The sequence below is a fragment of the Pseudomonas sp. S2_B10 genome (assembly GCF_054668425.1).
Map to the genome: position 1 here is coordinate 3,935,721 of NZ_CP162768.1, position 26,034 is coordinate 3,961,754.

General features: G+C 61.4%; 21 protein-coding genes and 1 pseudogene. 15 read left to right on the forward strand and 7 right to left on the reverse strand.

Annotation, left to right across the window (positions count from 1 at the left end):
* Nucleotides 1-10 precede the first annotated feature (10 nt).
* The 5 genes from kdgD (at nt 11) to AB4O45_RS17505 (ending at nt 6,725) form a co-directional block, all read left to right on the forward strand.
* Nucleotides 11-922 carry a 5-dehydro-4-deoxyglucarate dehydratase gene (gene kdgD / locus AB4O45_RS17485; RefSeq protein ID WP_039759443.1) on the forward strand — a complete coding sequence of 304 codons (912 nt, stop codon included), beginning with the start codon at nt 11-13 and terminating at the stop codon, nt 920-922.
* Nucleotides 923-993: 71 nt separating this feature from the next.
* Nucleotides 994-2,439: an aldehyde dehydrogenase family protein gene (locus AB4O45_RS17490; RefSeq protein WP_041477963.1), complete on the forward strand. Its 1,446-nt coding sequence runs from the start codon at nt 994-996 to the stop codon at nt 2,437-2,439.
* Nucleotides 2,440-2,604: 165 nt separating this feature from the next.
* Complete coding sequence (locus tag AB4O45_RS17495) at nt 2,605-3,966, forward strand: MFS transporter (RefSeq protein ID WP_051600602.1); 1,362 nt, start codon at nt 2,605-2,607, stop codon at nt 3,964-3,966.
* 11 nt (nt 3,967-3,977) lie between these two features.
* Nucleotides 3,978-5,531 (forward strand): galactarate dehydratase, encoded by a 1,554-nt coding sequence (gene garD / locus AB4O45_RS17500; protein WP_016771706.1) that lies wholly within the window; start codon nt 3,978-3,980, stop codon nt 5,529-5,531.
* Between the two features lie 252 nt (nt 5,532-5,783).
* Complete coding sequence (locus AB4O45_RS17505) at nt 5,784-6,725, forward strand: AEC family transporter (protein ID WP_041477966.1); 942 nt, start codon at nt 5,784-5,786, stop codon at nt 6,723-6,725.
* Nucleotides 6,726-6,842: 117 nt separating this feature from the next.
* On the opposite strand, the gene AB4O45_RS17510 is transcribed toward AB4O45_RS17505, so the two are convergent.
* The 6 genes from AB4O45_RS17510 to gatC all read right to left on the reverse strand — a co-directional run bounded on the left by AB4O45_RS17510 (nt 6,843) and on the right by gatC (nt 12,118).
* Entirely contained in the window at nt 6,843-7,223 is a 381-nt protein-coding gene (locus AB4O45_RS17510) for a carboxymuconolactone decarboxylase family protein (protein ID WP_071174380.1), read from the reverse strand.
* The gene (locus AB4O45_RS17515; protein WP_460095572.1) at nt 7,220-8,230 is read right to left on the reverse strand and encodes a calcium/sodium antiporter; all 1,011 of its coding nucleotides are present in this window, start codon (nt 8,228-8,230) and stop codon (nt 7,220-7,222) included. The genes AB4O45_RS17510 and AB4O45_RS17515 overlap by 4 nt, the downstream gene beginning before the upstream one ends.
* A 97-nt stretch (nt 8,231-8,327) precedes the next feature.
* Nucleotides 8,328-8,699 carry a septal ring lytic transglycosylase RlpA family protein gene (locus AB4O45_RS17520; RefSeq protein WP_056782925.1) on the reverse strand — a complete coding sequence of 124 codons (372 nt, stop codon included), beginning with the start codon at nt 8,697-8,699 and terminating at the stop codon, nt 8,328-8,330.
* A gap of 207 nt (nt 8,700-8,906) precedes the next feature.
* Nucleotides 8,907-10,352, reverse strand: a complete 1,446-nt coding sequence (gene gatB / locus AB4O45_RS17525; RefSeq protein WP_460094222.1) for an Asp-tRNA(Asn)/Glu-tRNA(Gln) amidotransferase subunit GatB — start codon at nt 10,350-10,352, stop codon at nt 8,907-8,909.
* Nucleotides 10,353-10,362: 10 nt separating this feature from the next.
* Nucleotides 10,363-11,814: an Asp-tRNA(Asn)/Glu-tRNA(Gln) amidotransferase subunit GatA gene (gene gatA / locus AB4O45_RS17530; RefSeq protein WP_041477968.1), complete on the reverse strand. Its 1,452-nt coding sequence runs from the start codon at nt 11,812-11,814 to the stop codon at nt 10,363-10,365.
* A gap of 16 nt (nt 11,815-11,830) precedes the next feature.
* The gene (gene gatC / locus AB4O45_RS17535; RefSeq protein WP_024011606.1) at nt 11,831-12,118 is read right to left on the reverse strand and encodes an Asp-tRNA(Asn)/Glu-tRNA(Gln) amidotransferase subunit GatC; all 288 of its coding nucleotides are present in this window, start codon (nt 12,116-12,118) and stop codon (nt 11,831-11,833) included.
* 211 nt (nt 12,119-12,329) lie between these two features.
* Here gatC and mreB point away from each other — a divergent pair, with 211 nt between their 5' ends.
* From mreB to tldD, 8 genes are all read left to right on the forward strand, one after another.
* Entirely contained in the window at nt 12,330-13,367 is a 1,038-nt protein-coding gene (gene mreB / locus AB4O45_RS17540; RefSeq protein WP_002555108.1) for a rod shape-determining protein MreB, read from the forward strand.
* Nucleotides 13,368-13,507: 140 nt separating this feature from the next.
* Nucleotides 13,508-14,611, forward strand: coding sequence for a rod shape-determining protein MreC (gene mreC, locus AB4O45_RS17545; protein ID WP_076565845.1), 1,104 nt, complete (start codon nt 13,508-13,510; stop codon nt 14,609-14,611).
* A complete protein-coding gene (gene mreD, locus AB4O45_RS17550) occupies nt 14,611-15,102 on the forward strand; it encodes a rod shape-determining protein MreD (RefSeq protein WP_024011608.1) in 492 nt (163 codons plus the stop codon). The genes mreC and mreD overlap by 1 nt, the downstream gene beginning before the upstream one ends.
* Before the next feature lie 37 nt (nt 15,103-15,139).
* Nucleotides 15,140-15,736, forward strand: a complete 597-nt coding sequence (locus AB4O45_RS17555; RefSeq protein ID WP_073473801.1) for a Maf family protein — start codon at nt 15,140-15,142, stop codon at nt 15,734-15,736.
* Between the two features lie 58 nt (nt 15,737-15,794).
* On the forward strand, nt 15,795-17,252 hold the full coding sequence (gene rng, locus AB4O45_RS17560; RefSeq protein WP_460160371.1) for a ribonuclease G: 1,458 nt from the start codon (nt 15,795-15,797) through the stop codon (nt 17,250-17,252).
* A gap of 75 nt (nt 17,253-17,327) precedes the next feature.
* Entirely contained in the window at nt 17,328-21,131 is a 3,804-nt protein-coding gene (locus AB4O45_RS17565; protein WP_460160372.1) for a YhdP family protein, read from the forward strand.
* A gap of 127 nt (nt 21,132-21,258) precedes the next feature.
* Nucleotides 21,259-22,119, forward strand: a complete 861-nt coding sequence (locus AB4O45_RS17570) for a carbon-nitrogen hydrolase family protein (RefSeq protein WP_236169664.1) — start codon at nt 21,259-21,261, stop codon at nt 22,117-22,119.
* Nucleotides 22,120-22,123: 4 nt separating this feature from the next.
* Nucleotides 22,124-23,566 (forward strand): metalloprotease TldD, encoded by a 1,443-nt coding sequence (tldD, locus tag AB4O45_RS17575; RefSeq protein ID WP_016771693.1) that lies wholly within the window; start codon nt 22,124-22,126, stop codon nt 23,564-23,566.
* Nucleotides 23,567-23,617: 51 nt separating this feature from the next.
* Here tldD and yjgA read toward each other — a convergent pair whose 3' ends face one another.
* The gene (gene yjgA, locus AB4O45_RS17580) at nt 23,618-24,142 is read right to left on the reverse strand and encodes a ribosome biogenesis factor YjgA (RefSeq protein WP_016771692.1); all 525 of its coding nucleotides are present in this window, start codon (nt 24,140-24,142) and stop codon (nt 23,618-23,620) included.
* Nucleotides 24,143-24,250: 108 nt separating this feature from the next.
* Between yjgA and pmbA the strand changes: the two genes are divergently transcribed.
* Together pmbA and AB4O45_RS17590 are read left to right on the forward strand one after the other, a co-directional pair.
* Nucleotides 24,251-25,597 (forward strand): metalloprotease PmbA, encoded by a 1,347-nt coding sequence (gene pmbA, locus AB4O45_RS17585; protein ID WP_024011613.1) that lies wholly within the window; start codon nt 24,251-24,253, stop codon nt 25,595-25,597.
* 252 nt (nt 25,598-25,849) lie between these two features.
* Nucleotides 25,850-25,930, forward strand: a pseudogene (locus tag AB4O45_RS17590) (FagA protein); the annotation flags it as partial.
* Between the last annotated feature and the right edge of the window lie 104 nt (nt 25,931-26,034).

A 26,034-nucleotide genomic window follows, 5' to 3' on the forward strand; every position in this document is an offset into this window, starting at 1 on the left:
TGTTCGAATAATGAATCCACAAGAACTGAAGTCCATCCTCTCTGCCGGCCTGCTGTCTTTCCCGGTGACCGATTTCAACGCGCAGGGCGATTTCAACCGCGCGGGCTACATCAAACGCCTGGAATGGCTGGCTCCGTATGGCGCTTCGGCTCTGTTCGCCGCCGGTGGCACCGGTGAGTTCTTCTCCCTGGCCGCCAGCGAATACTCGGAAATCATCAAGACTGCCGTCGACACCTGCGCAACCAGCGTGCCAATCCTCGCCGGCGTTGGTGGTTCGACCCGCCAGGCCATCGAATACGCTCAGGAAGCCGAGCGTCTGGGCGCCAAAGGTCTGCTGCTGCTGCCGCACTACCTGACCGAAGCGAGCCAGGACGGTGTTGCCGCCCACGTTGAAGCCGTGTGCAAATCGGTGAAAATCGGCGTGGTCGTCTACAACCGCAACGTTTGCCGTCTCACCGCGCCGCTGCTGGAACGTCTGGCCGAGCGCTGCCCGAACCTGATCGGCTACAAGGATGGCCTGGGCGATATCGAGTTGATGGTGTCGATCCGTCGCCGCCTCGGTGATCGCTTCAGCTACCTGGGTGGTCTGCCGACCGCTGAAGTCTACGCCGCTGCCTACAAGGCTTTGGGCGTGCCGGTGTACTCCTCGGCGGTGTTCAACTTCATCCCGAAAACCGCGATGGACTTCTACCACGCGATCGCTCGCGAAGATCACGCCACCGTCGGCAAGATCATCGACGACTTCTTCCTGCCGTACCTGGACATCCGCAACCGCAAGGCCGGTTACGCCGTGAGTATCGTCAAGGCAGGTGCAAAAATCGCCGGCTATGACGCAGGTCCGGTGCGTGCGCCGCTGACCGACCTGACCGGCGAAGAGTACGAAATGCTCGCCGCGCTGATCGACAAGCAAGGCGCGCAATAAGCGAGAAAAGCGAGGCCGCTGAGCAATCAGCGGCTTTTTGCGTGAAGGCTTTTAGAGTTGAGGGCTGCCCTGTGACAACTGCAAAACGCTACGACAACTACATCAATGGCGAATGGGTCGCCGGTGCCGATTACTCGGCCAACATCAACCCGTCCGAACTCAGCGACACCATCGGCGACTACGCCAAGGCTGACCTGACCCAGGTCAACGCCGCAATCGACGCTGCCCGCGCTGCGTTCCCGGCGTACTCCACGTCGGGCATCCAGGCTCGTCACGATTCGCTGGATAAAGTCGGCACGGAAATTCTCGCCCGTCGCGAAGAGCTTGGCACCCTGCTGGCCCGTGAAGAAGGCAAGACCCTGCCGGAGGCGATCGGTGAAGTGACCCGCGCCGGCAACATTTTCAAGTTCTTCGCCGGTGAATGCCTGCGTCTGTCCGGTGACTACGTGCCGTCGGTACGCCCGGGCGTCAACGTCGAAGTCACTCGCGAAGCCCTGGGCGTGGTCGGTCTGATCACTCCGTGGAACTTCCCGATCGCCATCCCGGCGTGGAAAATTGCTCCGGCCCTGGCCTACGGCAACTGCGTCGTGCTCAAGCCTGCCGATCTGGTGCCGGGCTGCGCCTGGGCGCTGGCCGAAATCATCTCCCGCGCGGGCTTCCCGGCCGGTGTGTTCAACCTGGTAATGGGCAGCGGTCGCGTGGTTGGCGAGGCGTTGGTCAACAGCCCGAAAGTCGACGGCATCAGCTTCACCGGTTCGGTGGGCGTTGGCCGCCAGATCGCCGTCAACTGCGTTTCGCGCCAGGCCAAGGTGCAGCTGGAAATGGGCGGCAAGAACCCGCAGATCATTCTCGACGACGCCGACCTCAAGCAAGCGGTCGAGCTGTCGGTGCAGAGCGCGTTCTACTCCACCGGCCAGCGCTGCACAGCATCGAGCCGTCTGATCGTCACCGCCGGCATTCACGACAAGTTCGTTGAAGCGATGGCCGAGCGCATGAAGTCGATCAAGGTCGGCCACGCGCTGAAGGCCGGCACCGACATCGGTCCGGTGGTCTCCCAGGCGCAGCTGGAACAGGACATGAAGTACATCGACATCGGCCAGTCCGAAGGTGCACGTCTGGTCAGCGGCGGCGGTGTGGTGACATGCGACACCGAGGGCTACTTCCTCGCGCCAACGCTGTTCGCCGACAGCGAAGCGTCGATGCGCATCAGCCGCGAAGAGATCTTCGGCCCGGTGGCCAACATTGTCCGCGTGGCCGATTACGAAGCTGCGCTGGCAATGGCCAACGACACCGAATTCGGCTTGTCGGCCGGCATCGCCACCACCTCGCTGAAGTACGCCAACCACTTCAAGCGCCACTCCCAGGCCGGGATGGTGATGGTCAACCTGCCGACCGCCGGTGTGGATTACCACGTACCGTTCGGCGGGCGTAAAGGTTCGTCCTACGGCTCCCGTGAGCAGGGCCGCTATGCACAAGAGTTCTACACCGTGGTGAAAACCGCCTATGTAGGCTCCTGATACACGCAATACCCCTGTAGGAGCTGCCGAAGGCTGCGATCTTTTGATCTTTTTTTTCAAGATCAAGATCAAAAGATCGCAGCCTTCGGCAGCTCCTACAGGCAATAAATGCAAGACCAAAGAAGCTTCACCCCGCATAAAAATAATCAGTGGGAGTACATCTGCATGCAATCCTCCAAGCCGACTCACGTCCGCTATTTGATCCTGCTCATGCTGTTTCTGGTGACCACGATCAACTACGCCGACCGTGCCACGATCGCCATTGCCGGCTCCAGCCTGCAAAAGGACCTTGGCATTGACGCCGTCACCCTCGGCTACATCTTCTCCGCATTCGGTTGGGCTTACGTGGCCGGGCAAATTCCCGGTGGCTGGCTGCTCGATCGCTTCGGCTCGAAAAAAGTCTATGCCCTGAGCATTTTCACCTGGTCGCTGTTCACCGTGCTGCAAGGCTTCGTCGGTGAATTCGGCATGTCCACGGCAGTGGTTGCGCTGTTCATGCTGCGCTTCCTCGTGGGCCTGGCCGAAGCGCCATCGTTCCCCGGCAACGCGCGCATCGTGGCGGCGTGGTTCCCGACCGCTGAACGCGGTACCGCTTCGGCGATCTTCAACTCGGCGCAATACTTTGCCACCGTGCTGTTCGCGCCGTTGATGGGCTGGATCGTCTACAGCTTCGGCTGGGAGCACGTGTTCATCGTCATGGGTATCCTCGGTATCGTGTTCTCGCTGGTGTGGCTGAAAGTCATCTACAGCCCGCGCGAACACCCACGGGTCAACGAGGCCGAGTTCAAGCACATCGCTGACAACGGCGGCATGGTCGACATGGATCAGAAGGGCAAGAAGTCCGACGGTCCGAAGTGGGATTACATCCGTCAGTTGCTGACCAACCGCATGATGCTCGGCGTGTATCTGGGCCAGTACTGCATCAACGGCATCACCTATTTCTTCCTGACCTGGTTCCCGGTGTATCTGGTGCAAGAGCGTGGCATGACCATTCTCAAGGCCGGTTTCATCGCTTCGTTGCCGGCCATTTGCGGCTTTATCGGCGGCGTGCTCGGCGGGGTGATTTCCGATTACCTGCTGCGCAAGGGCCATTCGCTGACCTTCGCTCGCAAGGCGCCGATCATCGCCGGCCTGCTGGTGTCGAGCAGCATCGTCGCGTGCAACTATGTTGAAGTGGAATGGATGGTCGTGGGCTTCATGGCGCTGGCATTCTTCGGCAAAGGCGTTGGCGCACTGGGCTGGGCGGTGGTTTCCGACACTTCGCCGAAACAGATCGCCGGTCTGAGCGGTGGCTTGTTCAACACCTTCGGCAACATCGCTTCGATCACCACGCCGATCGTCATCGGCTACATCATCAGCTCCACCGGCTCGTTCAAGTGGGCGCTGGTGTTTGTCGGTGCCAACGCACTGGTCGCGGTGTTCAGCTATCTGGTGATCGTCGGCCCGATCAAGCGTGTGGTCCTGAAAGAGCCGCCAGCCAAGGGCGGCAATGAAGCCACCGGCAATTTGTCTCAAGCGCATTCCTGAGGAGCGGCGTCATGCAGTTGATTGAACATTCCGACTCGCCGCGCTACATCCGCCTGCACGAGCGGGACAACGTTGTAGTGGTGGTCAACGATCAGGGCGTACCGGCCGGTACCGAGTTTGCCGATGGCCTGGTCACACTGGATTTCGTACCGCAGAGCCACAAGGTCACCCTGGAGGATATTCCTGAGGGCGGCCCGGTGATTCGTTACGGGCAGATTATCGGCTATGCGTTGCAGCCGATCCGTCGCGGCAGTTGGGTCAAGGAAGATCAACTGCGCATGCCGACCGCGCCGCCGCTGGACAGCTTGCCGCTGTCCACCGACGTGCCGGATGCGCAGGCACCGCTGGAAGGCTTCACGTTCGAGGGTTATCGCAACGCCGACGGCACCGTCGGCACGCGCAACATTCTCGGCATCACCACCACCGTGCAGTGCGTCACCGGTGTGCTCGATCACGCGGTCAAGCGCATCAAGGAAGAGCTGCTGCCGAAGTACCCGCACGTCGATGACGTGGTGGCGCTGACCCACAGTTATGGCTGCGGTGTGGCGATTACCGCGACCGATGCCTACATCCCGATTCGTACCGTGCGCAATCTGGCGCGCAACCCGAACCTGGGTGGCGAAGCACTGGTGATCGGTCTGGGCTGCGAAAAATTGCAGGCCGGGCAGGTGATGCACGAGGACGATGCCTCGGTGGATCTCAGCGATCCGTGGCTGTACCGTTTGCAGGACTCCAGTCACGGCTTCACCGAGATGATCGAGCAGATCATGGAACTGGCCGAAGTGCGTTTGAAGAAACTCGACCAGCGCCGCCGCGAAACCGTGCCGGCCTCCGAGCTGATTCTCGGTATGCAGTGCGGCGGCAGCGACGCGTTCTCCGGCATCACCGCCAACCCGGCGCTGGGTTATGCCTCGGACTTGCTGTTGCGCGCGGGGGCGACGGTGATGTTTTCCGAAGTCACCGAAGTGCGCGATGCGATCTACCTGCTGACCTCACGGGCGCAAACGCAAACCGTCGCTGAAGAGCTGGTGCGCGAGATGGACTGGTACGACCGTTACCTGGCCAAGGGCGAGGCCGATCGCAGCGCCAACACCACGCCGGGCAACAAGAAGGGCGGGTTGTCGAACATTGTCGAGAAGTCGCTGGGCTCGATCGTCAAGTCCGGCAGCAGCGCGATCAATGGCGTGCTCGGCCCGGGCGAGCGTTTCAAGCACAAGGGCCTGATTTTCTGCGCGACGCCGGCCAGCGATTTTGTCTGCGGTACGTTGCAACTGGCAGCAGGGATGAACCTGCACGTGTTCACCACCGGTCGCGGCACGCCTTACGGGCTGGCCATGGCGCCGGTGGTCAAGGTATCGACGCGGACTGAACTGGCGCAGCGCTGGCCGGACCTGATCGACATTGATGCCGGACGCATTGCCACCGGGCGCGCGACCATCGAAGAACTGGGCTGGGAGTTGTTTCACTATTACCTGGACGTTGCCAGTGGCAAGCAACAGACCTGGGCGGAGAAGCACAAGCTGCACAACGACATCACCTTGTTCAACCCGGCGCCGATTACCTGATCGTTTCATGGAAGATCAAAAGCCCCTCACCCCAGCCCTCTCCCGGAGGGGAGAGGGGGCCGACCGAGTTGTTTGGCGCTATACATCGACCTGACAAATCGGGTCGATTATGGATTCGACGATGTCATTTCAGGTCGGTGGATTGTTTAAATATCCCCCGATCGGTTCCCTCTCCCTTTGGGAGAGGGCTAGGGTGAGGGGCTTTTGCTTTATCATTGCCCCCCTGACTAAGCTCACCCAAGGCTCTCCGGCATGCTGGCAATCTTTCTTGAAACCCTGAACATCACCGCGCCGGTGTTTGCCATGCTGTTTCTCGGCGTGCTGCTCAAGCGCATCGACTGGATCAACGACAACTTCATCCACACCGCCTCGTCGCTGGTGTTCAACGTGACCATGCCGGCGCTGCTGTTTCTCGGCATTCTCCACGCTGACCTGCACGCCGCACTGCAACCTTCGCTACTCATCTACTTTTCCCTCGCCACCCTGGTGAGTTTCGCCGTGGCCTGGGGCTGGGCGATTTTCAAGTGTCCGCGGGAAGATCGCGGCATCTACACCCAGGGTGCGTTTCGCGGCAACAACGGCGTGATAGGCCTGGCGCTCGCCGCGAGCATGTACGGCGATTACGGCATTTCCCTCGGGGCAATTCTCGCGGCGCTGGTGATCCTGTTCTACAACACGCTGTCGACCATCGTGCTGGCGGTGTACAGCCCGGTGATCAAGTCCGATCCTTGGAGCATCTGCAAAAGCGTGTTCAGCAACCCGCTGATCATCAGCGTGATTTCGGCGGCGCCGTTTGCCTATTTCAAGATCGGACTGCCGGGCTGGCTGGAGACCTCCGGCCAGTATCTGGCGCAGACCACTTTGCCACTGGCGCTGATCTGTATCGGCGGCACGCTGTCACTGGCGGCGCTGCGCAAGAGCGGCAACATGGCGCTCAGTTCCAGCCTGGTGAAGATGATCGGTCTGCCGGTGCTGGCGACACTGGGGGCATGGCTGTGGGGCTTTCGCGGGGCGGAATTGGGGATTCTGTTTCTCTACTTTGGCAGCCCGACGGCGGCGGCGAGTTTCGTCATGGCCCGGGCGGCGCAGGGCAATCATGAGCTGGCAGCGGCGATCATCGTGATGACCACGTTGATGGCGGCGATTACCACCAATGTCGGGATCTTTGTGTTGCAGTGGGGTGGGTGGATCTGACCAAGGATTTGCAGTGTCTGTCAGGGCCTCTTCGCGAGCAGGCTCGCTCCCACATTTGAAATGCATTCCAGGTGTGGGAGCGAGCCTGCTCGCGAAAGCTATTTCAGCAGCACTGAATCACTCAGGTTTCTGGTAGGTATCAATCACTTCCTGCGCCGCGCGAAACGCATCGATCGCCGCCGGTACGCCGGCATACACCGCGCAATGCAGCAGCGCCTCGCGAATCTCTTCCACCGTGCAGCCGTTGTTCAGCGCACCGCGCACGTGGCCCTTCAACTCCTGCGGACACTTCAACGCGGTCAGCGCGGCGAGGGTAATCAGGCTGCGGGTTTTCAGCGGCAGCCCCTCACGATTCCACACGCCGCCCCACGCATGTTCATTGACGAAATCCTGCAACGGCTGGGTGAACTCGGTGGCGTTGCCCAAGGCGCGATCAACGAACGCATCGCCCATGACCTGACGACGGATTTCAACCCCGGACTGCTTCGACTCGCTCATGGCACATCTCTCTTGTGGTGTTGGCGACGCCAGGCGCGGATCGACGTGAACAGCAGAAACGTCAGCAGCGCCGGCAGGACATAAAACAGCATCAAGCGCTCGAGTTTGCCGGCCAGCGGCATGCCGGTGGTGAACGACACCACATGCAGCCCGTAGACCAGATACAAACCGAGCAGCAGCAAGCCTTCGGCTCGAGTCACGCGGTAGCCCGAGTAAAACACTGGCAGACACAGCGCAGCGACGCCGAGCATCACTGGCAAGTCAAAATCCAGCGCGTTGGGGGAGACGGAAAGCGGCGTCGGTGCGAGCAGCGCGGTCAGCCCGAGTACCCCGAGCAGGTTGAACAGATTGGCGCCGATCACGTTGCCCACGGCTATGTCGCGCTGCCCGCGCAACGCAGCGATCAGCGAAGTCGCCAGCTCCGGCAGCGAAGTGCCGACCGCGACCACGGTCAGGCCGATGACCCGTTCGGACAGGCCCAAGTCGGTGGCCACGACCACGGCGGCGCCGAGCAGCAGACGGCCGGCGAACACCAGCATGGCCAGGCCAGCGAGAATCATCAGCACACTGATCAGCCAGGATTGCTGCGTCTCGGTTGGTCGTACTGTATGAGGTCGCGTCGAGTGTCGCGACTGGCGGAACAACAAGCCAAGGTACAGCGCCAACGCCCCGAGCAGCAGGACGCCGTCGAAACGCCCGAGGTCTTTATTCCAGGCGAGGATGAATACCAGCAGGCTGGCACCGATCATCAACGGGATATCCAGGCGCACCAGTTGCCGCGATACGCGCAGCGGGATGATCAGTGCCGACAGGCCAAGGGTTACGAGGATATTGAAGATGCCGCTGCCGACCACGCTGCCGACGGCGATGTCCGGGTTGTCGGTCAACGCCGCTTGCAGGCTCACGGTCATCTGCGGCGCGCTGCTGCCGAGGGCGACGATGGTCAGGCCGATGATCAACGGACGCACATGCAGGCGCTCGGCCAGACGCACGGCGGCGCGCACCATCAGCTCGGCGCCGATGAGCAAAAGACACAGGCCGCTGAGCAGTTCGATGACGTTGATCAGCGGCAGATCGGCTAGTCCGAAAATGGTCGGCGCTCCATCAGTCCAGGGCCTGCACGCGAACCCGTGCGGTGCCACTGCGCAGCATGCCGATTTCATCGGCGGCCTCGCGTGACAGATCGATCAGTCGGCCACGGGTGTGCGGGCCACGGTCATTGATGCGGACCACGACTGATTCATCGTTTTTCAGATTGGTGACCTTCACCCGCGTGCCGAACGGCAACTGGCGGTGGGCGGCGGTCAGGGAATGCTGGTTGAACGCTTCGCCGCTGGCGGTGCGTTTACCGTGATGCCTGGCTCCGTAATAGGAGGCGACGCCGGTCTGGTCATAACCGTGCGGGTCGATGGTGTCGGTACTGGCGCAACCGGCCAGCAGAGAGAGCAGGGCGCTGCTCAGCAACAGACGCTTCATTCAAAGGTATCCCGGATCAAATGTAGGAGTGACCTGTGGCGAGGGGATTTATCCCCGTTGGACTGCGCAGCAGTCCCAAAACTGAGAACTCGGTTTATCTGGTGCAAATCAAGCTCAGCAATTGGGGCCGCTTCGCGGCGAATCCCCTCGCCACAGGTCCCTTCCACAGGGGATGGAGCCAGGCTTTGGATCTGGCTCCATTGGTGGTCAGCCTTCGAGCTTGCTTTTCAGCAGTTCGTTCACCTGCTGCGGGTTGGCCTTGCCTTTCGAGGCTTTCATGGCCTGGCCGACGAAGAAGCCGAACATCTTGCCGCGTTTGGCTTCGTCTGCCGCGCGGTACTGTTCGACCTGTTCGGCGTTGGCCGCGAGCATTTCGTCGAGCACGGCCGAGATCGCGCCGGTGTCGGTGACTTGCTTGAGGCCGCGCTTCTCGATGATCTCGTCAGCACTGCCTTCACCATTGGCCATCGCTTCGAACACCACCTTGGCGATCTTGCCGGAGATGGTGTTGTCCTTGATGCGCTGCAGCATGCCGCCCAGTTGCTCGGCGGAGACTGGCGAATCCTCGATGTCCAGGCCCTGCTTGTTGAGCAGGCTGCCCAACTCGACCATCACCCAGTTCGCCGCCAGTTTCGGGTCGCCACCGATGGCTGCGACTTTCTCGAAGTAATCCGCCTGTTCACGGCTGGTGGCCAGCACGTTGGCGTCGTAAGCCGACAGACCGAACTGGCTCTGGAAGCGCTCGCGCTTTTGCGGTGGCAGTTCCGGCAGGGTGGCACGCACTTCACCGAGGAACGACTCTTCGATGACCACCGGCAGCAGGTCCGGATCGGGGAAGTAACGGTAGTCGTTGGCTTCCTCTTTCGAACGCATCGGACGGGTCTCGTCCTTGTTCGGATCGTACAGACGGGTCTGCTGGATCACTTTGCCGCCGTCTTCGATCAGCTCGATCTGACGCTGGATCTCGGAGTTGATTGCCTTCTCGATGAAGCGGAACGAGTTGACGTTCTTGATCTCGCAGCGAGTGCCGAACTCGACCTGGCCTTTCGGGCGTACCGAGACGTTGCAGTCGCAACGCAGCGAGCCTTCGGCCATGTTGCCGTCGCAGATGCCCAGGTAACGCACCAGTGCGTGGATCGCCTTGACGTAAGCCACGGCTTCCTTGGCGCTGCGCATGTCCGGCTCGGAAACGATTTCCAGCAGCGGCGTGCCGGCACGGTTCAGGTCGATGCCGGTGGCACCGTTGAATTCTTCGTGCAGGCTCTTGCCGGCATCTTCTTCCAGGTGCGCGCGGGTGATGCCGACGCGTTTGACCGTGCCGTCTTCCAGGGCGATGTCCAGGTGCCCTTTGCCAACGATCGGCAATTCCATCTGGCTGATCTGATAGCCCTTGGGCAGATCCGGGTAGAAATAGTTTTTCCGGGCGAACACGTTGTGCTGGCCGATCTCGGCGTCAATTGCCAGACCGAACATCACCGCCATGCGCACCGCTTCCTGGTTGAGCACCGGCAGCACGCCGGGCATGCCCAGGTCGATCAGGCTGGCCTGGGTGTTCGGCTCGGAACCGAAGGTGGTGGAACTACCGGAAAAGATTTTCGACCGGGTGGTGAGCTGAGTGTGAATCTCCAGCCCGATCACGACTTCCCATTGCATGTGTGTCTCCTCAGAAGCCGGTTGGGGTGCGGGTGTGCCAGTCAGTGTTCAACTGATACTGGTGCGCAACGTTGAGCAAACGGCCTTCCTGGAAGTACGGCGCGAGCAACTGCACGCCCACCGGCAGACCGTCGACAAAACCGGCCGGCATCGACAGGCCCGGCAGGCCGGCGAGGTTGGCGGTGATGGTGTAGACGTCTTCCAGATAGGCAGCGACCGGGTCGCTGTTCTTGGCGCCAAGCTTCCAGGCCGGGTTCGGCGTGGTCGGGCCGAGGATGATGTCGACTTCATTGAAGGCAGCCATGAAATCGTTCTTCACCAGACGACGAATCTTCTGCGCTTTCAGGTAGTAGGCATCGTAGTAACCGGCGGACAGCGCGTAGGCACCGACCATGATCCGGCGCTGTACTTCCGCGCCGAAGCCTTCGCCACGGGAGCGCTTGTACAGGTCGATGAGGTTTTCCGGGTTTTCGCAGCGGTGGCCGAAACGTACGCCGTCGAAACGCGACAGGTTGGAAGACGCTTCTGCCGGGGCGATCACGTAGTACGCAGGAATGGCGTGCTGCATGTTCGGCAGGCTGATTTCCTTGATCACCGCACCGAGCTTCTGCAACTGCTGGATGCTGTTCTGGATCAGCTCGGCGATGCGCGGGTCGAGACCGGCGCTGAAGTATTCCTTCGGCACGCCGATGCGCAGGCCTTGCAGCGAATCGCCCAGGCTGGCGGAGTAATCCGGAACCGGCTCATCGATGCTGGTGGAGTCGTTCGGGTCGAAGCCGGCCATGCCTTGCAGCAGGATCGCGCAGTCTTCGGCCGTGCGCGCCAACGGGCCGCCCTGATCAAGGCTGGACGCGTAGGCAATCATGCCCCAGCGCGAAACGCGACCGTAGGTCGGCTTCAAACCGGTGAGGTTGGTGAATGCTGCCGGCTGGCGGATTGAACCGCCGGTGTCGGTTGCGGTGGCGGCAGGCAGCAGGCGAGCGGCTACGGCGGCGGCGGAACCGCCGGACGAACCGCCCGGCACGTGTTCCAGGTTCCACGGGTTTTTCACCGCGCCGTACCAGCTCGACTCGTTGGCCGAACCCATGGCGAATTCGTCCATGTTGGTCTTGCCCAGGGTCACGGCGCCGGCAGCTGCCAGTTTCGCGACTACGGTGGCGTCGTATGGAGCCTTGAAGTTGTCGAGCATCTTCGAGCCGCAGCTGGTGCGGATGCCTAGGGTGCAGAACAGGTCCTTGTGGGCGATCGGCGCGCCGAGCAGGGCGCCGCTCTCACCGTTGGCCCGGCGTGCATCGGCGGCTTTCGCCTGCTCGATGGCCAGATCCTCGGTGAGGCTGATGAAACTGTTGAGCTGCGGATCGAGCTGGGTAATACGCGCCAGCAGGACTTTGGTCAGCTCTTCGGAGGAAAACTTTTTATCGGCGAGACCGCGGGCGATCTCGGCCAGAGTCATTTGATGCATTGCAGGCTCTTTCCCTTTAGTCGATGACTTTCGGAACCAGATACAGGCCGTTTTCGACCGCTGGTGCGATGGACTGGTAGGCCTCGCGATTATTCGTCTCGGTCACCACGTCGGCGCGCAGGCGCTGACTGGCTTCCAGGGGGTGGGCCAGCGGCTCGATACCGTCGGTATCAACGGCCTGCATTTCGTCGACCAGCCCGAGAATGCTGTTGAGGGCGGAAGTAATGTGCGGAAGATCGGCATCGTTGAGGCCAAGGCAGGCCAGATGCGCGATTTTTTCCACGTCGGAGCGTTCTAGCGCCATCGGGATTCTCCAGTGGAAAACAGAACGGACGGCGTCCGTGTGTTAGATTGTCGGAACACTACCGCACTTCTACGGTCATAAGGCCGCGATTGTGGGGCTTGGTGCACAGAAAAGCGGCCAATTTAACATATTGGCGCCTTGCCCAAAATCCCTGTCGTTGTTAGAGTTTGCCGCACTTTTTTACCCACGCGTTGCCTAGGGTCCCTTTCCCATGTTCAAGAAACTGCGTGGCATGTTTTCCAGCGATCTTTCCATTGACCTGGGCACTGCCAACACCCTTATTTACGTGCGCGAGCGCGGTATCGTCCTGAATGAGCCATCGGTTGTGGCCATTCGGACACACGGTAACCAGAAAAGTGTCGTTGCTGTCGGCACCGAGGCCAAGCGCATGCTCGGCCGTACGCCGGGCAACATTGCTGCCATTCGTCCGATGAAGGATGGCGTGATCGCCGACTTCAGCGTCTGCGAAAAGATGCTGCAGTACTTTATCAACAAGGTTCACGAAAACAGTTTCCTGCAGCCCAGCCCTCGTGTGCTGATCTGCGTTCCATGCAAGTCCACCCAGGTTGAGCGTCGCGCCATCCGTGAATCGGCCCTTGGCGCCGGTGCCCGTGAAGTGTTCCTGATCGAAGAGCCGATGGCTGCTGCGATCGGTGCCGGTCTGCCGGTTGAAGAAGCACGCGGTTCGATGGTCGTGGACATCGGTGGTGGTACCACTGAAATCGCCCTGATCTCCCTTAACGGTGTGGTTTACGCCGAATCCGTACGTGTCGGCGGCGACCGTTTCGACGAAGCGATCATCACCTACGTGCGCCGTAACTACGGCAGCCTGATCGGTGAATCCACCGCCGAGCGCATCAAGCAGGAAATCGGTACGGCCTACCCGGGCGGCGAAGTACGCGAAGTCGATGTTCGCGGTCGCAACCTGGCCGAAGGCGTTCCACGCGCATTCACCCTGAACTCCAACGAAGTGCTTGAGGCTCTGCAAGAGTCGCTGGCCACCATCGTTCAGGCGGTGAAAAGCGCGCTGGAGCAATCGCCGCCGGAACTGGCTTCCGACATCGCCGAGCGTGGCCTGGTGCTGACCGGTGGTGGCGCGCTGCTGCGTGACCTCGACAAGTTGCTGGCCCAGGAAACCGGTCTGCCGGTGATCGTTGCCGAAGATCCGCTGACTTGCGTTGCTCGCGGCGGTGGCCGTGCGCTGGAAATGATGGATAAGCACACCATGGATCTGCTTTCGAGCGAATAAGCTTCGAATGCAATACGTGGGTGAGCGCACAGGCAGCACTTTGCAGTGCTGCCTGTTGGCGTTTATCTTCTGTCAGTCTTCATCCAGGCCGGTTTGATGCCGTATGAATAAACAGAACATTTGCCTGGGAGGAGCGGCTTATTAAACCGCTTTTCACCAAAGGCCCTTCGTTGGGCGTGCGCCTGTTGGTGCTGGCCGTGCTCGCGGTCGCGCTGATGGTGGTCGATGCACGTTTCGACCTGCTCAAGCCCGCGCGCAAACAAGCGTCGCTGGTGCTCATGGATGCCTACTGGATCACTGACCTGCCCGGCCGCTTGTGGGAAGGGGTCGCCAGTCAGTTCGGCAGCCGCACCGAGCTCGTCGCCGAAAACGAAAAACTCAAGACCGAAAACCTGCTGTTGCAGGGGCGCATGCAAAAGCTCGCGGCCCTGACCGAGCAGAACGTTCGGCTGCGCGAGTTGCTCAACTCCTCCGCGCTGGTCAATGAAAAGGTCGAAGTGGCCGAGCTGATCGGCATGGACCCCAACCCCTTCACCCATCGCATCATCATCAACAAAGGTGAGCGCGACGGCGTCGTGCTCGGCCAACCGGTGCTCGATGCACGCGGGCTGATGGGCCAGGTGGTTGAGTTGATGCCGTACACCTCGCGGGTCCTGCTGCTGACCGACACCACTCATAGCATTCCGGTGCAGGTGAATCGTAACGGTCTGCGCGCGATTGCCAGTGGCACCGGCAACCCTGAGCGCCTGGAATTGCGTCATGTCGCCGACACGGCGGACATCAAGGAAGGCGATCTGCTGGTCAGCTCCGGCCTTGGCCAGCGTTTTCCGGCCGGTTATCCGGTGGCCACGGTCAAGGAAGTCATCCACGATTCCGGCCAACCGTTTGCCATTGTCCGCGCCGTGCCGACTGCCGCCCTGAACCGCAGCCGCTATCTGCTGCTGGTGTTCAGCGACAGCCGCACTGCCGAGGAACGCGCCAATGACGCGGCCCAGGCGCAGGAACAGCTCGATGCCCACGGAGGCGGCCCGATGTTGCCGGCCAGCGTGCCGAAACCGTTGATCATGCCTGCCACGCCGTCGACCGCTACCGCAGCGCCGGCCGCTGAAGCAGCGGCGCCTGCCACCACGCCTGCCAAGCCTGCCGCGAGCAAACCGCCCGCTGCCGCTCCGGCCGCTGCCAAACCGCCCGCCGCGAGCAAACCACCGGCGAAACCGCCAGCGACTACCGGGGGACGAGAATAATGGTCGGCGCGAAAAAATCCGGAAACGGCTGGATGATCTGGCTGACGTTCTTCGTCGGCATCCTGCTCAGCGTTTCACCGTTGCCGATCTTCATGGAAATCCTTCGCCCGCTGTGGCTGGCCTTGCTCGTGACCTTCTGGGCGCTGTACATGCCGCACACGGTCGGCATGGTCACCGCCTTCTGTCTGGGACTGGCCGAAGATGTCCTGCAGGGCGACCTGCTCGGGCAGAACGCGCTGATCCTGACCCTGATTACTTTCCTCGTGTTGTCGTTGCAGCAGCGTCTGCGCATGTTCCCGATGTGGCAGCAGTGCCTGGTGATCCTGGTGATCTTCGGCCTCGCACAGTTGGCGCAACTGTGGCTGAGCGCTCTGACCGGCAACCGTCAGCCAACCCTGGCGCTGGTCTTGCCGGCGCTGGTCAGTGCCTTGCTCTGGCCGTGGGTCAGCTTCGCCCTTCGCGGGATGTGCCGACGCTACAGAATCTATTGAGCCGGTGAAGCAGGGCACTGAACAGGGAGATGTTTTGATGAAACTGCTTTACCTCGCCTCTGGCTCACCGCGTCGCCGTGAATTGCTCACGCAGATCGGCGTGCAGTTCTCCGCCATCAGCGCGGACATCGACGAAACCCCGCTTCCTGAAGAATCCCCTTCGGCCTATGTCGAACGCCTTGCGCGTGGCAAGGCTGAGGCCGGTCGCCGTTCGGTCGTCTCTGATCAGCCGTTCTGCGTGCTTGGCGCCGACACCGCTGTGGTGCTCGACGGCAAAATTCTTGGCAAACCGGTGGACGAAGCCGATGCATGCGCCATGCTGATGATGTTGTCCGGCAACGAACACGAAGTGCTGACCGCCATCGCCGTGCTTGAAGGCGAGCGCTGCGAGTCGCGGGTGGTGCGCAGTCGCGTGCGTTTCCGCAGCATCAGCCGCGATGAGGCCGGCGCCTACTGGGCCAGTGGCGAACCGCGCGACAAGGCCGGCGGCTATGGCATTCAGGGCTTGGGTGCGGTGTTTGTCGCCGGGCTCGAAGGCAGCTATTCGGCGGTGGTCGGCTTGCCGTTGTGCGAAACCTGCGAGGTGTTGGGCCATTTCGGCATACCCTGTTGGCAAAACCTGAACACGCCCTGAGCGTCGTACGAATCCAGATGCGGCCACTATCGTGAACATGCCTGAACGAGATCCTGCCATGAGTGAAGAGATTCTGATCAACATCACGCCGATGGAATCGCGCGTGGCGGTGGTCGAAAACGGTGTGCTGCAAGAAGTCCACGTCGAGCGCACGCAGAAACGCGGGATCGTCGGCAACATCTATAAAGGCAAGATCGTTCGCGTCCTGCCGGGCATGCAGGCGGCATTTGTTGACATCGGCCTCGATCGTGCGGCTTTCATTCACGCCGCCGAAATCTCCCTGCGTGAAGGCCCGGCGGTGGAAAGCATCAGTACGCTGGTGCACGAAGGTCAGAGCCTGGTGGTGCAAGTCACCAAAGACCCGATCGGCTCTAAAGGCGCACGCCTGACCACGCAACTGTCGATTCCTTCGCGTTATCTGGTGTACATGCCGCGCACCGCCCACGTCGGCATTTCCCTGAAGATCGAAGACGAAGCCGAGCGCGAGCGCCTCAAGCAGGTGGTCAGTGATTGCGTGGCCAAAGAAGGCATCAAGGAGGCCGGCGGTTTCATTCTGCGCACAGCCGCTGAAGGCGCGGGCGCTGATGAAATCCTCATGGACATCCGTTACCTGCGGCGCCTCTGGGACCAGATCAACGAGCAGATCAAGACCATCGCCGCGCCGAGCGTGATCTACGAAGACCTCGGTTTGGCCCTGCGCACCCTGCGTGACCTGGTCAATCCAAAGATCGAGAAGATCCGCATCGATTCCCGGGAAACCTTCCAGAAAACCACGCAGTTTGTCGCCGAACTGATGCCGGAAATCGCTGATCGTCTGGAACACTACCCGGGTGAACGACCGATCTTCGATCTGTACGGTGTCGAAGACGAAATCCAGCGCGCGCTGGAGCGCAAGGTGCCGCTGAAGTCAGGCGGCTATCTGGTGATCGATCCGGCGGAAGCCATGACCACCATCGACGTCAACACCGGGGCGTTCGTCGGTCATCGCAACCTCGAAGAAACCATTTTCAAGACCAATCTCGAAGCGGCCACGGCGATTGCCCGGCAGATGCGCCTGCGCAACCTCGGCGGGATCATCATCATCGACTTCATCGACATGGAAGATGAAGAGCACCAGCGTCAGGTTCTGCGCACTCTGGAAAAACAGCTGGAGCGCGACCACGCCAAGACCAACATCATCGGCATCACCGAATTGGGCCTGGTGCAGATGACCCGCAAGCGCACCCGCGAAAGCCTTGAGCAGGTGCTGTGCGAACCGTGCAGCAGTTGTCAGGGACGCGGCAAGCTGAAGACCGCCGAAACCATCTGTTACGAGATCTTCCGCGAGATTCTGCGCGAGGCCCGGGCCTACCAGGCCGAGGGTTACCGGGTGCTGGCCAACCAGAAGGTGGTCGATCGTCTGCTCGATGAAGAGTCCGGTAACGTCGCCGAGCTTGAAGGCTTCATCGGTCGCACCATACGCTTCCAGGTGGAAACCATGTATTCCCAGGAACAATATGACGTGGTGCTGCTCTGAAACCCTGCATCACCCTTCATTCAACGCGGCTGGCCTCAGCTTTTCGCAGTTTTTTTGCCATGGGAGCCAACTGACATGGAGCGTCTGACACGCATTCTGGCCGCACTCACCCGCTGGGGGCTGGGCCTGTGCGCGTTGGTTCTGGTGTTGATGGCGTTGTACGTCAGCCTCGGCCGCGAGCTGACGCCACTGGTGGCCGAATACCGCGCCGACATCGAAGACAAGGCCAGCGCCGCCCTCGGCATGCCCTTGCAGATCGGTGAGCTGGAAGGCAACTGGAGCGGTTTCGCGCCGATCCTGCTGGCCCATGACGTGATGGTCGGCGACGGCGCCAACGCGCTGCGCCTCGACCGCGTACGGGTAGTGCCGGATATGTGGGGCAGCTTGCTCGCCCGCGAAGTCCGTCTCGCGCATATCGAACTCAACGGTTTGAAGATCAGCCTCAAGGAAGCCGAAGACGGTACCTGGGCGCTGGAAGGGCTGCCGGTGCAGAAGGATCAGCCGTTCGATGCGGCGCAACTGTTCCAGCGCTCGCAGATGATCAGGCAATTGTCGGTGCTCGACAGCCAGGTGACCCTGCAACCGCTCGATCACCCGCCCATGACGCTCACCTATGTCGGCCTCAATCTGCGTACCGGCGCCAGCCGCCAGCGTCTCGACGCGCGTCTGACCTTGCCCGATGGCCAGCCTGTCGCGCTGAGCCTGCGCAGCCAGCTGCGTCCCGATCAATGGCAGAACAGCGCCATCGAGGGTTATGCCAGCCTGCCGCAGAGCGACTGGTCGAAATGGCTTCCCGAGCGCCTGACCCAGCAATGGAATTTTTCCGAGATCAAGGCCGGCGGCGAACTCTGGGTCGATTGGTCCGAAGGCGCTTTGCAAAGCGCCGCGTTGCGCCTGAATGCGCCGCAAGTGACCGGTGCCTACGCCGAGCGCAAGCCGATCCAGATCAACAATCTGGCGCTCAACGCCTATTACCGCAACACAGCCGAAGGGGTGAAAGTCACCCTCGATTCACTGGCGATGAGCTTCGGCGAAACCCGCTGGGAATCCCATGTGCAGGTGCAGCAGACTCGCGCCAGCGCCAAGGCTGAAGAGCTCTGGCATCTGCAGGCCGATCGCCTCGATCTGACCCCGATCACGCCGCTGCTCAATGCGCTGGGGCCGTTGCCACAAAGCTTCGCCACAGTGGTCGAGCGTTTGAAGGTAACCGGCGGCCTGCGTAATGTGCTGCTGGACTTCCGCCCGACCGCCACCGATGGCAGCAAATTCGGCTTTGCCGCCAACCTCGACAATGTCGGTTTCGATGCCTACCACGGCGCTCCGGCGGCGCGCAATGTCAGTGGCAGCCTGAGTGGCAACCTCGACGGCGGCGAGTTGCGCCTCGACAGCAAGGATTTCGTCCTGCACCTCGATCCGATTTTCGCCAAGCCATGGCAATACCTGCAGGCCAATGCGCGGCTGACCTGGAAGCTCGACAAGGATGGCTTCACCCTGATTGCGCCATACCTCAAGGTATTGGGCGAGGAGGGCAAGATTGCCGGCGATTTCCTCATTCGCCTGCACTTTGACCATAGCCAGGAAGACTACATGGACCTGCGCGTCGGCCTGGTTAATGGCGACGGTCGCTACACCGCGAAATACCTGCCGGCGGTGTTGAGCCCGGCGCTTGATGATTGGCTGCGCACAGCGATCCTCAAAGGCGCAGTGGACCAGGGCTTCTTCCAGTATCAGGGCTCGCTGAGCAAGAACGCTGGCGAGGCTGATCGCAGCATCAGCCTGTTCTTCAAAGTGCACGACGCCGAGCTGGCGTTTCAGCCGGGCTGGCCGCATGTGAGCAAAGTCAGCGGCGATGTGTTCATCGAAGACAGCGGCGTGCGCATCTGGGCCAGCAAAGGCCAGTTGCTCGACACCCAAGTCAGCGATGTCTTCGTCAATATTCCTCATGTACCGGCCGGGCAGAACTCGCATTTGTTCCTTGATGGCGCATTTGCCGGTGGTCTCGGCGACGGCTTGAAGATTCTTCAGGATGCGCCGATCGGCACTGGTGAGACCTTTGCCGGTTGGGAGGGCGCGGGTGATCTGAATGGCAAGCTCAAACTGGACATTCCGCTGGCCAAGGGCGAACAGCCGAAAATCCTCGTCGATTTCAAAACGGCCAACGCGCGGCTGAAACTGGCCGAACCGAAGCTCGAACTGAGCCAGCTCAAGGGCGATTTCCGCTTCGACAGCAATAAAGGCCTCAGCGGCCAGAACATCTCTGCACGGGCCTTCGACAAACCGGTCACTGCGCAGATCTTCGCTGATGGCAGCCCCAACCAGTTCAAGACCCGGGTTGCGGCGTCGGGGCAGGTTGATGTGAAAAAGCTCACCGATTGGCTGGGCGTGACCCAGCCGTTGCCGGTGTCCGGGACGATTCCTTATCAGTTGCAGCTGAATCTTTCCGGGGCCGACAGCCAGTTGCTGGTCAGCTCCAGCCTCAAAGGCGTGGCGGTGGATCTGCCGGCGCCGTTCGGCATGACCGCCGATGTCGGGCGCGACACAGTGTTTCGCATGACCCTGCAAGGGCAGGAGCGGCGTTACTGGTTCAATTACGATCAACTGGCCAATTTCACTTTTGCTGCGCCGCCGAGCAATTTCGCCGACGGCCGTGGCGAACTGTTTCTCGGCGCTGGCGAAGCGGTGTTGCCGGGCGCCAAGGGCCTGCGCATTCGCGGGGTGCTGTCGGAACTGGACGTCGCGCCGTGGCAGGATCTGGCCAGCAAGTACGCTGGCGGGGATCCGGGCGGCAGCGCCAAGCAACTGCTCAGCAGCGCTGACATCAAGGTCGGCAAATTGACCGCGTTCGGCACCACGCTGGATCAGGCTTCGGTGCAGATCAATCGCAAGCCAGGCGCGTGGAACCTGGCGCTGGATAGCCAACAGGTCAAGGGCAGCGCCAGCCTGCCGGATGCCAAGGGCGTACCGATTGCGGTGAATCTGCAATACGTGAAACTGCCGGCGCCGGACCCGGCGGTGCAGGCTGACGAGAACGCGCCTGATCCATTGGCGTCGGTCGACCCGACGAAAATCCCGGCGCTGGATATCACCCTCAATCAGTTGTTCCTCGGTCCCGATCTGGTCGGTGGCTGGTCGCTGAAAGTGCGGCCGACGGCCAAAGGCATCGCGCTGAACAACCTCGACATGGGCCTCAAGGGTATCCTGCTGCAAGGCAACGGCGGCTGGGAAGGCGCGCCGGGGGCGACCAGCAGTTGGTACAAGGGTCGCATTGGCGGCAAGAATCTGGCCGACGTGCTCAAAGGCTGGGGCTTCGCACCGAGCGTGACCAGCGAAGAATTCCACATGGACGTCGATGGCCGCTGGCCGGGCTCGCCGGCGTGGCTGGCGACCAAGCGCTTCTCCGGCACCCTCGATGCCTCGCTGAACAAAGGCCAGTTCGTTGAAGTGGAAGGCGGTGCTCAGGCGCTGCGGGTGTTCGGCCTGCTCAACTTCAACTCGATCGGCCGGCGCCTGCGTCTGGACTTCTCCGACCTGTTCGGCAAAGGCCTGAGCTACGACCGGGTCAAAGGTCTGCTGGTGGCGAACAATGGTGTCTACGTGACACGTGAGCCGATTCGCCTGACCGGGCCTTCGAGCAACCTTGAGCTGGACGGCACGCTGGATCTGGTCGGTGACAAGGTCGATGCGAAATTGCTGGTGACACTGCCGGTGACCAACAACCTGCCGATCGCCGCGTTGCTCGTCGGCGCACCGGCGGTCGGCGGCGCGCTGTTCCTCATCGACAAGCTGATCGGCGACCGCGTGGCGCGCTTCGCCAGCGTCAAGTACACCGTCAAAGGCCCATGGAAAGAGCCGAAAATCACCTTCGACAAGCCTTTTTAACTAGCAGACACTACCCGTGTAGGAGCTGCCGAAGGCTGCGATCTTTTGATCTGGCTCTTAAAAAAATCAACAGATCGCAGCCTTCGGCAGCTCCTACACAGTCATATGCAAATCCCGAGGAGCGGCCATGTCTTTAGCGGTGATTCAAATGGTCAGCCAGAGCGACGTGCCGGCCAATCTGGCCCAGGCCCGACGCCTGCTTGAACAGGCCGCCGCCGGCGGGGCGAAACTCGCGGTGCTGCCGGAGAACTTCGCCGCCATGGGCCGTCGTGACGTCGCTGATATCGGCCGAGCCGAGGCCTTGGGCGAAGGGCCGATCCTGCCCTGGTTGAAACAGACCGCCCGCGACCTCACCTTATGGATAGTCGCCGGTACATTGCCGTTGCCACCGTTGGGTCAACCCACGGCCAAAGCCAATGCCTGCTCGTTGCTGATCAACGATAACGGTGAGATCGTCGCGCGCTATGACAAGCTGCATCTGTTCGATGTCGATGTCGCCGACAATCGCGGCCAATACCGTGAATCCGATGACTATGCTTATGGCGGTAATGTTGTGGTGGCGGATACGCCGGTGGGGCGAGTCGGTCTGAGCGTGTGTTACGACTTGCGCTTCCCGGAGCTGTACAGTGAATTGCGCGCCGCCGGTGCCGAGTTGATTACCGCACCGTCGGCGTTTACGGCCGTAACCGGCGCCGCGCACTGGGATGTACTGATCCGCGCGCGGGCCATCGAAACACAGTGTTATATCCTCGCGGCCGCGCAGGGCGGCAGCCATCCTGGACCGCGTGAAACCTTCGGGCATGCGGCGATTGTCGACCCGTGGGGGCGCGTACTGGCCCAACAGGATCAAGGCGAGGCGGTGTTGCTGGCCGCCCGCGACAGCGATGAACAAGCGTCCATCCGGGCGCGCATGCCGGTGACGCGTCATCGGCGGTTTTTCTCGCAGGGCGCCCAGCGGCCTGCTTCAGAACACGAATTTAAGGCGTAAACCTATGAGCGAGTTGTTGTCCTCAGTCAGTGATCACCTGTTGGCACCCGGCGGTGTCACGATCGAGAGCCTGCAAGGCGTGCTCGGCGATCTGGCCGGGCCGGGCATCGATGCCGCCGACCTGTATTTCCAGGGCCAGATTTCCGAGTCATGGGCGCTGGAAGACGGCATCGTCAAGGAAGGCAGCTTCAACCTCGATCAGGGTGTCGGCGTGCGTGCACAGTCCGGTGAGAAAACCGGTTTTGCCTACAGCAACGCGATCACCCTCGAAGCCCTCGGCGCAGCGGCCCGCGCCGCGCGTTCGATCTCCCGCGCCGGGCAGAACGGCACCGTGCAGGCGTTCACCAGCCAGGACGTCGCGCAACTGTACGCGCCGGATAACCCGCTGGAAGTGCTCAGCCGCGCGGAAAAAGTCGAGTTGCTCAAACGCATCGACGTCGCCACCCGCGCACTCGACCCACGGATTCAGCAGGTCAGCGTGAGCATGGCCGGGGTCTGGGAGCGAATTCTGGTGGCCTCGACCGACGGTGGCCTGGCCGCCGACGTGCGACCGCTGGTGCGCTTCAATGTCAGCGTCATCGTTGAACAGAACGGCCGGCGCGAACGCGGCGGGCACGGCGGCGGTGGGCGTACCGATTACCGCTACTTCCTCGCCGAAGACCGCGCCATGGGTTATGCCCGCGAAGCGCTGCGCCAGGCGCTGGTCAACCTTGAAGCAATTCCAGCGCCGGCCGGTACCTTGCCGGTGGTGCTGGGTTCCGGCTGGTCCGGGGTGCTGCTGCACGAAGCGGTCGGTCACGGTCTGGAAGGCGATTTCAACCGCAAGGGCAGCTCGGCCTATAGCGGGCGCATGGGTGAAATGGTTGCCTCCAAGCTATGCACCATCGTCGATGACGGCACCTTGAGCGGCCGTCGCGGTTCGCTGAGCGTCGATGACGAAGGCACGCCGACCGAATGCACCACGCTGATCGAAAACGGCGTACTCAAGGGCTACATGCAAGACAAGCTCAATGCGCGCCTGATGGGCGTAGCGCGGACCGGTAACGGTCGTCGCGAATCCTATGCGCATCTGCCGATGCCACGCATGACCAACACCTACATGCTCGGTGGCGAAAGTGATCCGGCGGAAATCATCGCTTCGGTGAAGAAGGGCATCTACTGCGCCAACCTCGGCGGCGGTCAGGTCGATATCACCAGCGGCAAGTTCGTGTTCTCGACGAGCGAGGCTTATCTGATCGAGGACGGCAAAATCACCGCACCGGTCAAAGGCGCGACATTGATCGGCAACGGTCCCGAGGCGATGAGCCGGGTGTCGATGGTCGGTAACGATCTGGCGCTGGACAGCGGTGTGGGTACATGCGGCAAGGATGGGCAGTCGGTGCCGGTAGGTGTCGGCCAGCCAACGCTGAAAATCGATGCGATCACCGTGGGTGGCACGGGCGCATAAGAACGGTGGGGCTTTCGGGTGGCGCGCAGGACGGCCACCCGGTGGCGATTATCAACGCAGACCGCGTTGAGTCTCGTCCAGCTCCCGAATGTATTTGAAGATCTTGCGGCTCGAAGCAGGTGGTTTGTTTTGCGCAACCTCATGCTGGGCCTGACGGATCAGGGAACGCAATTGCTGGCGATCGGCGTCCGGGTACTCGATGACGAATTTCTCCAGCACGGCGTCATCGCCCGCGATCAGGCGGTCACGCCAGCGTTCCAGATTATGGAAACGCTCGTTGTACTGGCGAGTGGAGGCATCGAGTTGATCGAGCAGAGTCAGAATCGCGTCAGTGTCCTGGTCGCGCATCAGTTTGCCGATGAACTGCAAATGCCGTTTACGCGCGATGTTCGCGGTGTGCTTGGGCGCATCGGCCAATGCCCGGCGCAAAGCGTCGGTCAACGGCAGTTTGGCGACCAGATCAGGCTTGAGTGTGGTCAGGCGCTCGCCGAGGTCAACCAGCGCATGCAACTCGCGTTTGACCTGAGATTTGCTTTTTTCTCCCGTATCGAGGGAGTCGTCGTAAGAATCAACCATGGTGGCAGTCCGCAAAGAAACGCCGCCATGATAACCAGTCGGGGGCCGCTTGTCCGGCCCGGTCGCTCGATGACCCCAGCCGAAAGCAGAATTTGAGTGGAGATGAGCATGAGTGCAGTTCAAAGCGTCGGCCCGCAGGCATTGCCGGCACTGCAAGAACAGGTCGAGCAGATCATCGCCGAAGCCAAGCGCCAGGGCGCCAGCGCCTGTGAAGTCGCGGTGTCGCTGGAGCAGGGGCTGTCGACCTCGGTGCGTCAGCGCGAGGTCGAAACCGTTGAATTCAATCGTGATCAGGGTTTTGGCATCACCCTGTACGTCGGCCAGCGCAAAGGCTCGGCCAGCACCTCGGCCACCGGGCCGGAGGCGATTCGTGAAACCGTCGCTGCAGCACTCGCGATCGCCAAACACACCTCCGAGGACGAAGCCTCGGGTCTGGCCGACGCCGCACTGATGGCCAGGGATGTGCAGGATTTCGACCTGTTCCACGAATGGGACATCACCCCGGAACAGGCCATTGAGAAGGCTTTGCTCTGCGAGGCAGCGGCGTTCGATGCCGATGCGCGGATCAAGAACGCCGACGGCACCACCCTCAGCACCCATCAGGGCTGCCGGGTTTATGGCAACAGCCACGGTTTCATCGGCGGTTACGCGTCGACCCGGCACAGCCTGAGTTGCGTGATGATCGCCGAAGCTGACGGGCAGATGCAGCGCGATTACTGGTATGACGTCAATCGCCAGGGCAGTCTGCTCGCCGATCCGGTGAGCATCGGCCAGCGTGCCGCGCAACGGGCGGCGAGCCGTCTGGGCGCGCGGCCGGTGCCGACCTGCGAAGTGCCGGTGCTGTTTTCCGCCGAACTGGCGGGCGGTCTGTTCGGCAGCTTCCTCTCGGCAGTATCCGGCGGCAGCCTGTATCGCAAATCGTCGTTTCTGGAAGGCACACTGGGGCAGAAGCTGTTCCCGGAATGGCTGACCATTGATGAGCGTCCGCATCTGATGCGTGCCATGGGCAGTGCTTCCTACGACGGTGATGGCCTGGCGACTTACGCGAAACCGTTCGTCGAAAAGGGCGAGTTGGTCTCCTACATCCTCGGCACCTATTCCGGACGGAAACTGGGCATGCCGAGCACCGCCAACGCGGGCGGGGTGCACAACCTGTTCGTCACCCATGGCGACGAGGATCAGGCAGCACTGCTCAAGCGCATGGGCCGGGGATTGCTGGTCACCGAGTTGATGGGCCATGGCCTGAACATGGTCACCGGTGACTATTCGCGCGGCGCTGCGGGCTTCTGGGTGGAAAACGGCGAGATCCAGTTCGCCGTGCAGGAAGTGACCATCGCCGGCAACATGCGTGACATGTTCAAGCAGATTGTCGCAGTGGGTAATGATCTGGAACTGCGCAGCAACATTCGCACCGGGTCTGTGTTGATCGAGCGGATGACTGTCGCCGGCAGCTAAGCCGCGAATCCGCCAACAAAAAAAGGCGCGCCATCCGTTGTGGATGGCGCGCCTTTTTTATTCGCTTCGCACAAATCCCCTGTGGGAGCGAGCCTGCTCGCGAAAGCGGTGGATCAGTTGCAAATGTGCTGGCTGACACGGCGCATTCGCGAGCAGGCTCGCTCCCACAAATGAACAGCGCAAACTCGAACGCTTGTTTTGGTTCTCATTATCATCTAATAATAAATCTCATTTCCGGACGAGTCACGGATCATGAGTTCCGCCTTGCACGAGCAGCCCTACCTCGAAAGCCGGCGCTGGATGAGTCGCCAGATCCGTTGCGCGCTAACGCCTGCAAGGAAGGCTGTGCGGTGATCGACGTCGCCCTGGAACACACCCGCCTGTCGCGCAGCCAGCTGAAAGAGTTGCTCAACCCCGAGAAACTCACCGCCGGCGGC

Bases quoted from the DNA above. Each gene is read 5' to 3' on its own strand.
- kdgD (WP_039759443.1), top strand. From the start codon at position 11: ATGAATCCACAAGAACTGAAGTCCATCCTCTCTGCCGGCCTGCTGTCT.
- AB4O45_RS17495 (WP_051600602.1), top strand. From the start codon at position 2,605: ATGCAATCCTCCAAGCCGACTCACGTCCGCTATTTGATCCTGCTCATG.
- garD (WP_016771706.1), top strand. From the start codon at position 3,978: ATGCAGTTGATTGAACATTCCGACTCGCCGCGCTACATCCGCCTGCAC.
- AB4O45_RS17505 (WP_041477966.1), top strand. From the start codon at position 5,784: ATGCTGGCAATCTTTCTTGAAACCCTGAACATCACCGCGCCGGTGTTT.
- AB4O45_RS17510 (WP_071174380.1), bottom strand. From the start codon at position 7,223: ATGAGCGAGTCGAAGCAGTCCGGGGTTGAAATCCGTCGTCAGGTCATG.
- AB4O45_RS17515 (WP_460095572.1), bottom strand. From the start codon at position 8,230: ATGGTGCGCGCCGCCGTGCGTCTGGCCGAGCGCCTGCATGTGCGTCCG.
- AB4O45_RS17520 (WP_056782925.1), bottom strand. From the start codon at position 8,699: ATGAAGCGTCTGTTGCTGAGCAGCGCCCTGCTCTCTCTGCTGGCCGGT.
- gatB (WP_460094222.1), bottom strand. From the start codon at position 10,352: ATGCAATGGGAAGTCGTGATCGGGCTGGAGATTCACACTCAGCTCACC.
- gatA (WP_041477968.1), bottom strand. From the start codon at position 11,814: ATGCATCAAATGACTCTGGCCGAGATCGCCCGCGGTCTCGCCGATAAA.
- gatC (WP_024011606.1), bottom strand. From the start codon at position 12,118: ATGGCGCTAGAACGCTCCGACGTGGAAAAAATCGCGCATCTGGCCTGC.
- mreB (WP_002555108.1), top strand. From the start codon at position 12,330: ATGTTCAAGAAACTGCGTGGCATGTTTTCCAGCGATCTTTCCATTGAC.
- mreD (WP_024011608.1), top strand. From the start codon at position 14,611: ATGGTCGGCGCGAAAAAATCCGGAAACGGCTGGATGATCTGGCTGACG.
- AB4O45_RS17555 (WP_073473801.1), top strand. From the start codon at position 15,140: ATGAAACTGCTTTACCTCGCCTCTGGCTCACCGCGTCGCCGTGAATTG.
- rng (WP_460160371.1), top strand. From the start codon at position 15,795: ATGAGTGAAGAGATTCTGATCAACATCACGCCGATGGAATCGCGCGTG.
- AB4O45_RS17565 (WP_460160372.1), top strand. From the start codon at position 17,328: ATGGAGCGTCTGACACGCATTCTGGCCGCACTCACCCGCTGGGGGCTG.
- AB4O45_RS17570 (WP_236169664.1), top strand. From the start codon at position 21,259: ATGTCTTTAGCGGTGATTCAAATGGTCAGCCAGAGCGACGTGCCGGCC.
- tldD (WP_016771693.1), top strand. From the start codon at position 22,124: ATGAGCGAGTTGTTGTCCTCAGTCAGTGATCACCTGTTGGCACCCGGC.
- yjgA (WP_016771692.1), bottom strand. From the start codon at position 24,142: ATGGTTGATTCTTACGACGACTCCCTCGATACGGGAGAAAAAAGCAAA.
- pmbA (WP_024011613.1), top strand. From the start codon at position 24,251: ATGAGTGCAGTTCAAAGCGTCGGCCCGCAGGCATTGCCGGCACTGCAA.